Raw genomic sequence first — 9,136 nt, 5'->3', positions numbered from 1 at the left:
TTGTCCGAAGACATTAAGAATCCATGTCACTTTGAGTGCCCACACAGATTGTCTGATAAATTGTTAAAGAGCAGTTGCGACGCGCTTCAGCGCTCTGTCGCGAGGTCCCGTATAATACGTTTTCCTCTTACAGAGTCAACCCGTTATTTAAGGATTTTTCTCTGCAACCGACCGGATTGTTTGTGAAGTGATTCACTTCTGCCGTGTCAGTGGGAGCGCATTATAGGGATCCCATTCTTTTGCACAAGCCTTTTTTCGATCTTTTTTCCCAGATGCTGTTTTTTCACCCTTTTCGCCGTGTTGTTCGCCAAATCGCTCAACTTTTACCACTATAAAGACTTGCAGACAGCCTCAAAAGCAACCAAAGTCTCTGCGTCCCCCTTAGTTGTTTGTTGAGGTAAACATGTCCGTCAATTTACGTCGTTACAAAGAATTATTCCCGAAAACAGGTCAAAACGTGATGATCGACGCCAGTAGCGTCGTCATCGGCGATGTCAGAATTGCTGATGATGTCAGTATTTGGCCGCTGGTCGCGATTCGCGGCGATGTGAATTATGTGGAAATTGGCGCTCGAACCAACATCCAGGATGGAAGCGTTTTACATGTCACCCACCAGTCTTCGTATAATCCTCAGGGCAATCCACTTGTTGTTGGTGAAGATGTTACGGTGGGTCATAAAGTGATGTTGCACGGCTGTACCATCGGTAATCGTGTACTGGTCGGCATGGGGTCAATTGTGCTGGACGGTGTAGTTGTGGAAGATGATGTCATAATTGGTGCTGGCAGCCTGGTACCGCAGAACAAACGTCTTGAAAGTGGCTATCTTTACTTTGGCAACCCAGTAAAACAAATACGCCCCCTGACGGAGGCGGAGGTTGCCGGATTAATATATTCAGCAAATAACTATGTAAAATGGAAAGATGATTATCTTTCTCAGGAAAACCAGACCCATCCTTGAGCATCTTCTTGCTGGTCGCAAATTAGCTCGTGAGCTTCGTCTTCCAGATCCCAGCGATGCTCACGAAAGGCGGCCAACCATTGTTCTGGCGCTTCACCACCAAAACGCTCCTGAAGTGTCGTCAATGTTAAGGCACAAGTTAACTGTATGCCGTTAACTAACGCCGGAAAAGCGATACACTGGCGCTCTTCATCCCACATTTCCCTGTCGGGGAATTGAATAGCCTGATTCACGCATTCAATTCCTTATGCAAAGCCTGAATAACCGGATCAATTTCTGGCAGGACGCCATGCCACAAGAGTACCGAGTGCGCAGCTTGCGCCACCAACATTCCCAACCCATCGGCGCAATTTTTAGCACCATGCTGCTGACACCATCCGACAAATGGTGTATCGCCTTTCTGGTAGAACATGTCATAACAATAGACATCGGCATTAATCAATGTAACGGGGATCGCAGGAACATCTCCGTCAATACCGCTGGATGTGGCATTAATAATGAGATCGAACGCCTGCCCATTTAATGCATCTGTAGCCAAAGCGCGGACGCTTCCGGTATGAGCAAACAGCGTTGCGAGCTCATGTGCACGAGAAAAAGTACGATTCACAATAGTGACAGCGCAATCCATCGACAAAAGAGGAAGCAATACCCCCCGTGAAGCACCGCCTGCACCAATGAGCAAAACCCGAAACCCAGGCCTGATAAAATTAAGCCGCTCCAAATCGCTCAGCAACCCGACGCCATCGGTATTATCCCCCAGCAAACGACCATCTTTCAGCCGTTTCAAGGTATTTACCGCTCCCGCCAGCGCCGCACGTTCGGTAAGCTCATCAGCCCGTGCAAAAGCTTCCTCTTTAAAAGGAACTGTAATATTCGCGCCCTTTCCCCCTTGATGAAAGAAAGCGTCAAGAGTCTCTACAAAGCCGTCGAGAGGCGCCAGGATGCGCCCATAAGGATGCGTAATCCGCAGTTGCTGTGCAAACAGTTGATGAATAGCAGGTGATTTGCTGTGAGCAATCGGATGCCCAAATACTGCATAGGTTTTCATAGATTATCCCTGGCGGAAGAGTTCGCCCGTCAAGGCATCTCTAATTTCGGAAGGGTTTTGACGCCCACCGGTTGCCCCCTCAATGACAGGAAAACCAGCACCAAACTGTTTATAAACATCATCTGTAGTACGGCACGGCGGCTCGCCGGATAAATTCGCGCTGGTAGAAACCAGTGGTTTACCATAAGCCTTACATAATTCCACCACCAGTGGATGAGCCGTTACCCTCACCGCCAGCGAATCGAAGCGTCCAGTTAGCCAACGCGGCGTTGAAGGCCGGGCAGGGAAGACAAAAGTTACCGGTCCAGGCCAGCAGGAAAAAATAGCGGCACGCCGCTCATCGCTAAGCCGCGTATCGTCAATATACGGCTTCAGTTGCTCAAAGTCAGCGGCAATCAGAATGAGACCTTTATCAACAGGCCGCTGTTTAAGCGCCAGCAGGCGCATGACGGCATTTTCGCTATCGGGGTCGCAACCAATACCAAAAACGGCTTCCGTAGGATACGCAATGACGTGCTCATTATTAAGAACCGTCAAAGCATGTGCGATGATTTCTGAAGGCTGGTAATTATTCACTGATTTTGTTCCGCCGGTACCGGCTTTCCACATTGTTTACTGGCACAAAAACGCTTAACGCCCTGCGCCGTTTTCTTTTCGATAAGTAACGGGTAATGACATTCAGGGCATTCGCCCACTACCGGTTTGAAGTTAATAACAAACTGGCAATCAGGATAACGATCGCAAGAATAGAAATTTTTACCGAAGCGCGAGCGCCGCTGGACCAGATGCCCTTGACGACACGCCGGGCAGACTATTGCGGTCTCATCCGGTTTGTCAATGAGTTCAGTATGCCCACACTCTGGATAGCGGTTACAACTAATAAACATACCAAAGCGCCCATGGCGCAATACCAGTACAGCTCCGCATAACGGACAAGACTGTCCCTCCAGGACTTTTACAACATGTCCGTCCGCCTGATTTTTCAGAGGACGGACATAATCACAATCTGGATAATGTGAACAGCCGAGAAAAGGGCCATGTTTCCCGGAGCGTATCACCAGTTCCCTACCACACTGGGGGCAAGGCTCGTTTTTACGCACCGAAAACAGTGCTGATTTGGTCATAACAACTCTAATGTCGCGGCAAAATATTAATGCAGCATACCTTCATTTACTTCAAAGAGTAATTCTTCCATTTGCTGATAGGCATTTTCGCAGCCTGGAATATTGAACAACACCATCAGGATGACCCACTTCAGATCCTCAAGATCAAACTCTGCTGTATCCAGCGCCAGCACCCGCTCTATCACCATTTCCCGCGTTTCGAGATTCAGCACCTGAATTTGTTCAAGGAAGAGTAAAAAACCCCGGCAACTCGCATCCAGACGCTGGCACTCCTCATCGGTATACACCCGCAACGAGAGTGGGTCAGAAGCCAATAGCATCGGCGCAACAAGCCCTTCCTGGTAATCAGCCAGTTTTTCGAGCCACATCAGCGCGTTATAAATATCCTCTCGTTCAAAACCAGCATCGGTAAGATCCCGAGTCAGCTTATCCTGGTCCACGTGCATTTCAGCTTCGTTATGGATATAAGTCTCAAACAAATACATCAGTACGTCGAACATGGCTTGCCCTCCTTAATCGGACATAGCCGCCGGGTACAGCTGCGATCCAGCCTGCTAACTCCAGTTCAAGTAGCTGGGCTACGGTTACTGGCACAGATTGGCCGGCACGTTCAGCGACAACGTCAACAGGTGTTACCTCATCTCCTACGTTAGCCAGGAGCTCTGGAAATGGCAATGCCACAAATGGCGGATCGTCGCAATTATTTACGCTATCCGCTTTATTGAGAACACATGACCATTCATCCTGCCAATATTCAACGATGTCTTCCGGTGTCGTCACGGGAATTGCGCCCTGCTTGATGAGCCAGTGGGGACCTTCCGAGCCCGGGCTCCCAATCGGTCCCGGTATGGCAAAAACGTCTCTTCCCTGATCGAGAGCACAACGAACTGTCACTAATGAGCCACTTTTCAGTGCTGCTTCGACAACCAGTACGCCAGCGCTTAACCCACTAATAATCCGGTTACGACGTGGGAAATTACAGGGTAATGGAGGAGTAAACAGCGGAAATTCAGAAAGTATGGTGCCGCCAGTATGAATAATCTGATCTGCTAATGCCTGATGACGGCGAGGATAGATCTTGCTTAGACCATTCCCCAAAACAGCAATCGTTTTGCCTTTCCCTTCCAGCGCGCCACGATGAGCAATACCATCAATTCCTAACGCCAATCCGCTAGTGATAATGACGCCATATCGAACTAAAACCTTGCTAAATAACTTTCCCCAACGAGCGCCATACCACGAATGTGCCCTGCTTCCAACGATCGCCAACTGTCGGCAACTCAGTAATGCAGGATCTCCACATACAAAAACCGCACCGGGAAAATCGACAATGGCTCGCAACTGGGGGGGATAAAGAGGCTCATCAGCAGTGAGTAGATGACAATTTGGTCGTTCCAGCCATTGCAACGTTGCATCAACCTCACTCTGGCTAACACCGAGAAAATGCTGAGACTGCACAGAATTTAGACCACAGGCACGCAGATTCTCATAATCTAATGTTGAACTTGAACGCAACTGGCGGGCAACCATGATGGCAGCCTCGCCATACAGGCTGCTCACCCTCATCAAACGTAACCAAATTTCCTTTGGCGTCATCCCTATTCCCCTGCCACAAGCGGCTCTGACAATCTTTGCGATTGGTCAGCGAGACTGTCAATTGGAGGGGGTTTTGTCTAGAATAGAAGTCATAGTCTTTCTAACTCCTGAACACAACTCTGGATAACTATGTCAGTTTTGCAAGTGTTACATATTCCGGACGAGCGTCTTCGCAAAGTCGCAAAGCCGGTAGAAAAAGTAAATGCAGAAATTCAGCGCATCGTCGATGATATGTTCGAGACGATGTACGCAGAAGAAGGTATTGGTCTGGCGGCGACGCAGGTCGATATTCATCAACGTATCATCGTAATTGATGTTTCGGAAAACCGCGATGAACGTCTGGTATTAATCAACCCGGAACTGCTGGAAAAAAGCGGTGAAACGGGGATTGAAGAAGGCTGCCTGTCTATTCCGGAACAGAGAGCTTTAGTGCCGCGAGCAGAGAAAGTAAAAATTCGCGCACTCGACCGCGACGGTAAATCTTTTGAGCTGGAGGCCGACGGTCTGTTGGCTATCTGTATTCAGCACGAAATGGATCATCTGGTCGGTAAGCTGTTTATCGATTATCTGTCGCCGCTGAAGCAACAGCGTATTCGTCAGAAAGTTGAGAAACTCGATCGACTGAAAGCCCGAGCTTAAGGACAGAAACCCACGTGTCAGACTCACTACGTATTATTTTTGCGGGTACACCTGACTTTGCAGCGCGTCATCTTGACGCGCTGTTGTCTTCTGGACACAACGTCGTTGGCGTGTTTACCCAACCCGACCGCCCGGCAGGACGCGGTAAAAAGCTGATGCCCAGCCCGGTGAAAGTGCTGGCGGAAGAGAAAGGACTAGCGGTTTTTCAGCCTGCCTCCCTGCGTCCACAAGAAAATCAGCATTTAGTCGCAGACTTACACGCTGACGTAATGGTCGTGGTGGCGTATGGCCTGATTCTGCCAAAAGCGGTGTTGGATATGCCCCGACTCGGCTGCATCAACGTTCACGGTTCCCTGCTCCCGCGCTGGCGTGGCGCAGCGCCGATCCAACGTTCACTTTGGGCTGGTGATGCCGAAACGGGCGTCACCATCATGCAAATGGATGTGGGTCTGGATACTGGCGATATGCTCTATAAACTTGCCTGTCCAATCACCGCAGAAGACACCAGCGGCACGCTGTATGACAAGCTGGCGGATCTTGGCCCGCAGGGGCTGATTGAAACGCTGAAACAGTTAGAAAACGGTACCACGAAGCCAGAAGTACAGGACAACGCCCTGGCCACTCACGCTGAAAAACTCAGCAAAGAAGAGGCGCGTATGAACTGGTCTCTCTCTGCTGCACAGCTTGAACGCTGCATCCGTGCCTTTAATCCCTGGCCGATGAGCTGGATGGAAATTGACGGTCAGCCGGTAAAAGTGTGGCAGGCGTCAGTGATAGAGCGGGTAACGCAAGCGGAACCGGGCACCATTCTTGACGCGACTAAACAAGGCATTCAGGTTGCGACCGGCAACGGCATCCTGAACCTGCTCTCCCTTCAACCCGCAGGTAAGAAGGCAATGAGCGCGCAGGATCTTTTAAATTCACGTCGGGAATGGTTTATTCCTGGCAACCGTCTGGCCTGACGGTCACGTCTTACTACGCCCGGTGTTACCGGGCATTTTTATTTTTGCGGTTATGAAAAAACAAAATTTACGCAGTCTGGCGGCACAGGCCGTTGAGCAGGTCGTTGAGCAAGGGCAATCCTTAAGTAATGTCCTGCCACCACTCCAGCAAAAAGTCTCCGATAAAGACAAAGCGCTACTTCAGGAGCTGTGCTTTGGCGTGTTGCGCACCCTTTCGCAGCTGGAGTGGCTGATTAATCAATTAATGTCTCGCCCAATGACCGGTAAGCAACGTACCGTGCATTACCTGATCATGGTAGGGTTTTACCAGCTATTGCACACACGAATTCCACCACATGCGGCCCTCGCGGAAACGGTTGAAGGCGCTGTTGCTATTAAGCGCCCACAGCTTAAAGGGCTGATCAATGGCGTTTTGCGCCAGTTTCAGCGCCAGCAGGAAGAGTTGCTGGCTGAGTTTGCAACCAGCGAGGCGCGTTTTCTGCATCCATCCTGGCTGCTAAAACGTCTGCAAAACGCCTGGCCCACCCAATGGGAAGCGATTGTCGAAGCCAACAACCAACGTCCTCCAATGTGGCTACGTGTGAACCGTACACATCATTCACGCGATGGCTGGCTCACGTTATTGCAGGAGGCGGGAATGAATGGTTTTCCCCACCCGGCCTATCCTGACGCCCTGCGTATTGAGTCTCCGGTGCCGGTTCACGCTTTACCCGGTTTTGAAAAGGGTTGGGTTACGGTTCAGGATGCTTCCGCGCAAGGCTGTGTTAGCTTCCTCGCCCCACAAAACGGCGAGCAAATCCTGGATTTGTGTGCCGCACCGGGGGGGAAAACAACGCATATACTCGAAGCCGCGCCAGAAGCGCAGGTGTTGGCTGTCGATGTCGACGAACAGCGTCTTTCACGCGTTTACGATAACCTTAAACGTCTGGGGATGAAGGCAACCGTCAAACAGGGCGATGGTCGGTATCCCGCGCAATGGTGTGGCGAGCAGAAATTTGACCGTATTCTGCTGGATGCTCCTTGCTCAGCCACCGGCGTCATTCGTCGTCACCCGGACATAAAATGGCTACGCCGCGATCGTGATATTGCTGAACTGGCAAAATTACAGTCGGAAATTCTGGATGCCATATGGCCACATTTAAAGTCAGGAGGAACACTGGTCTATGCAACCTGTTCCGTCCTGCCGGAAGAGAATAGCCAACAGATTCAGGCCTTTTTACAGCGCACCCCGGACGCCACCCTGACCGGCACCGGAACCCTCGCTCAACCGGGCGTGCAAAATCTGCCAGGCGCGGAAGAAGGCGATGGCTTCTTTTACGCTAAGCTAATCAAAAAGTGATGAGATAACGGGTCGCGACTGATGAAAATTATCATTCTGGGCGCCGGGCAGGTCGGCGGCACGCTGGCTGAAAACCTGGTCGGAGAGAACAATGACATTACCCTGGTTGACACTAATGGCGACCGTCTTCGCAGTCTGCAGGACAAATTCGACCTGCGTGTCGTTCAGGGGCATGGTTCGCATCCCCGGGTGCTGCGCGAAGCCGGCGCGGATGATGCGGATATGCTGGTTGCCGTGACTAGCTCTGATGAAACCAACATGGTGGCTTGCCAGGTGGCCTATTCACTCTTCAATACGCCAAATCGTATCGCCCGTATCCGCTCGCCAGATTATGTCCGCGATGCCGATAAGCTTTTTCATTCAGAAGCAGTTCCGATTGACCATCTAATCGCACCTGAACAGCTGGTCATTGATAACATTTATCGCCTGATCGAATATCCCGGCGCATTGCAGGTGGTTAACTTTGCCGAGGGCAAAGTCAGCCTGGCGGTCGTTAAAGCCTACTACGGTGGTCCTCTGGTTGGAAATGCGCTTTCAACGATGCGCGAACACATGCCGCATATTGATACCCGCGTTGCCGCGATATTCCGTCACGATCGGCCTATCAGGCCACAAGGCTCAACAATCGTCGAAGCCGGAGATGAGGTTTTTTTCATTGCTTCATCCCAGCATATCCGTGCAGTAATGAGCGAACTTCAGCGTCTCGAAAAGCCTTATAAGCGAATCATGCTGGTTGGTGGCGGAAATATCGGGGCAGGGCTTGCTCATCGGTTGGAAAAAGATTACAGCGTCAAACTTATTGAGCGAAATCAGCAACGTGCTGCGGAACTTGCTGAAAAATTACAGAATACAATTGTCTTTTTTGGTGATGCCTCAGATCAGGAACTACTGGCTGAAGAGCATATTGATCAGGTTGATCTGTTTATTGCTGTCACCAATGATGACGAAGCCAATATTATGTCGGCAATGCTCGCTAAACGCATGGGCGCCAAAAAAGTCATGGTGCTAATCCAACGCCGGGCCTATGTTGATCTGGTTCAGGGGAGCGTGATCGACATTGCAATTTCACCGCAGCAGGCCACGATTTCCGCACTGCTCAGCCATGTGCGCAAAGCCGATATCGTCGGCGTTTCTTCGCTACGCCGCGGCGTCGCTGAAGCCATTGAAGCCGTAGCACACGGTGATGAAAGTACTTCAAGGGTTGTTGGTCGTTCTATCGATGAGATTAAGCTTCCCCCCGGTACAATTATTGGAGCGGTAGTACGCGGCAATGATGTCATGATCGCGAATAACAACCTGCGTATTGAGCAGGGTGATCACGTCATTATGTTCCTGACAGACAAAAAATTCATTTCTGACGTTGAGAGGCTTTTCCAACCTAGTCCTTTCTTTCTATAGTTTTCAGACATCAGCCAGATGCGTTCTTTTATCCCTTATTACTTAATGGATAATATTTTTCGGCAATTATTT

At 50.4% G+C, this 9,136-nt stretch carries 11 protein-coding genes; 5 read left to right on the top strand and 6 right to left on the bottom strand.

Going from position 1 to position 9,136, the window contains the following annotated elements:
* Positions 1-403: 403 nt before the first annotated feature.
* Positions 404-958 carry a gamma carbonic anhydrase family protein gene (locus ABK821_RS24210; RefSeq protein WP_138361763.1) on the top strand — a complete coding sequence of 185 codons (555 nt, stop codon included), beginning with the start codon at positions 404-406 and terminating at the stop codon, positions 956-958.
* On the opposite strand, the gene ABK821_RS24205 is transcribed toward ABK821_RS24210, so the two are convergent.
* From ABK821_RS24205 to dprA, 6 genes are read right to left on the bottom strand one after another with little or no spacing between them, the layout of a single operon-like run.
* The gene (locus ABK821_RS24205) at positions 934-1,191 is read right to left on the bottom strand and encodes a DUF1488 domain-containing protein (RefSeq protein ID WP_138361764.1); all 258 of its coding nucleotides are present in this window, start codon (positions 1,189-1,191) and stop codon (positions 934-936) included. The two genes, ABK821_RS24210 and ABK821_RS24205, sit on opposite strands and share 25 nt — an antisense overlap.
* Complete coding sequence (gene aroE, locus ABK821_RS24200) at positions 1,188-2,006, bottom strand: shikimate dehydrogenase (protein WP_343179073.1); 819 nt, start codon at positions 2,004-2,006, stop codon at positions 1,188-1,190. The genes ABK821_RS24205 and aroE overlap by 4 nt, the downstream gene beginning before the upstream one ends.
* A 3-nt stretch (positions 2,007-2,009) precedes the next feature.
* On the bottom strand, positions 2,010-2,615 hold the full coding sequence (gene tsaC, locus ABK821_RS24195; RefSeq protein ID WP_185929291.1) for an L-threonylcarbamoyladenylate synthase type 1 TsaC: 606 nt from the start codon (positions 2,613-2,615) through the stop codon (positions 2,010-2,012).
* Complete coding sequence (locus ABK821_RS24190) at positions 2,579-3,130, bottom strand: type I DNA topoisomerase (RefSeq protein ID WP_138361767.1); 552 nt, start codon at positions 3,128-3,130, stop codon at positions 2,579-2,581. The genes tsaC and ABK821_RS24190 overlap by 37 nt, the downstream gene beginning before the upstream one ends.
* Positions 3,131-3,156: 26 nt before the next feature.
* A complete protein-coding gene (gene smg, locus ABK821_RS24185) occupies positions 3,157-3,630 on the bottom strand; it encodes a DUF494 family protein Smg (RefSeq protein WP_138361768.1) in 474 nt (157 codons plus the stop codon).
* Positions 3,602-4,726, bottom strand: a complete 1,125-nt coding sequence (dprA, locus tag ABK821_RS24180; protein ID WP_138361769.1) for a DNA-protecting protein DprA — start codon at positions 4,724-4,726, stop codon at positions 3,602-3,604. The genes smg and dprA overlap by 29 nt, the downstream gene beginning before the upstream one ends.
* Before the next feature lie 129 nt (positions 4,727-4,855).
* Here dprA and def point away from each other — a divergent pair, with 129 nt between their 5' ends.
* The 4 genes from def to trkA are packed head-to-tail and all read left to right on the top strand — an operon-like array spanning position 4,856 to position 9,064.
* Positions 4,856-5,365 (top strand): peptide deformylase, encoded by a 510-nt coding sequence (def, locus tag ABK821_RS24175; RefSeq protein WP_138361770.1) that lies wholly within the window; start codon positions 4,856-4,858, stop codon positions 5,363-5,365.
* A 14-nt stretch (positions 5,366-5,379) separates the two neighbouring features.
* Positions 5,380-6,327: a methionyl-tRNA formyltransferase gene (gene fmt, locus ABK821_RS24170; protein WP_138361771.1), complete on the top strand. Its 948-nt coding sequence runs from the start codon at positions 5,380-5,382 to the stop codon at positions 6,325-6,327.
* Positions 6,328-6,379: 52 nt separating this feature from the next.
* Positions 6,380-7,666 (top strand): 16S rRNA (cytosine(967)-C(5))-methyltransferase RsmB, encoded by a 1,287-nt coding sequence (gene rsmB / locus ABK821_RS24165; protein WP_138361772.1) that lies wholly within the window; start codon positions 6,380-6,382, stop codon positions 7,664-7,666.
* A gap of 21 nt (positions 7,667-7,687) precedes the next feature.
* Entirely contained in the window at positions 7,688-9,064 is a 1,377-nt protein-coding gene (trkA, locus tag ABK821_RS24160; protein ID WP_138361773.1) for a Trk system potassium transporter TrkA, read from the top strand.
* Positions 9,065-9,136: the final 72 nt, after the last annotated feature.

Origin of the sequence: Klebsiella sp. KE9456, from assembly GCF_043832615.1 — a bacterium.
GTDB classification, from domain to species: Bacteria; Pseudomonadota; Gammaproteobacteria; order Enterobacterales; family Enterobacteriaceae; genus Klebsiella; species Klebsiella indica.
The sequence above is the reverse complement of the archived record's forward strand: the minus strand, read 5'-3'. Positions and strand labels throughout refer to the sequence as shown.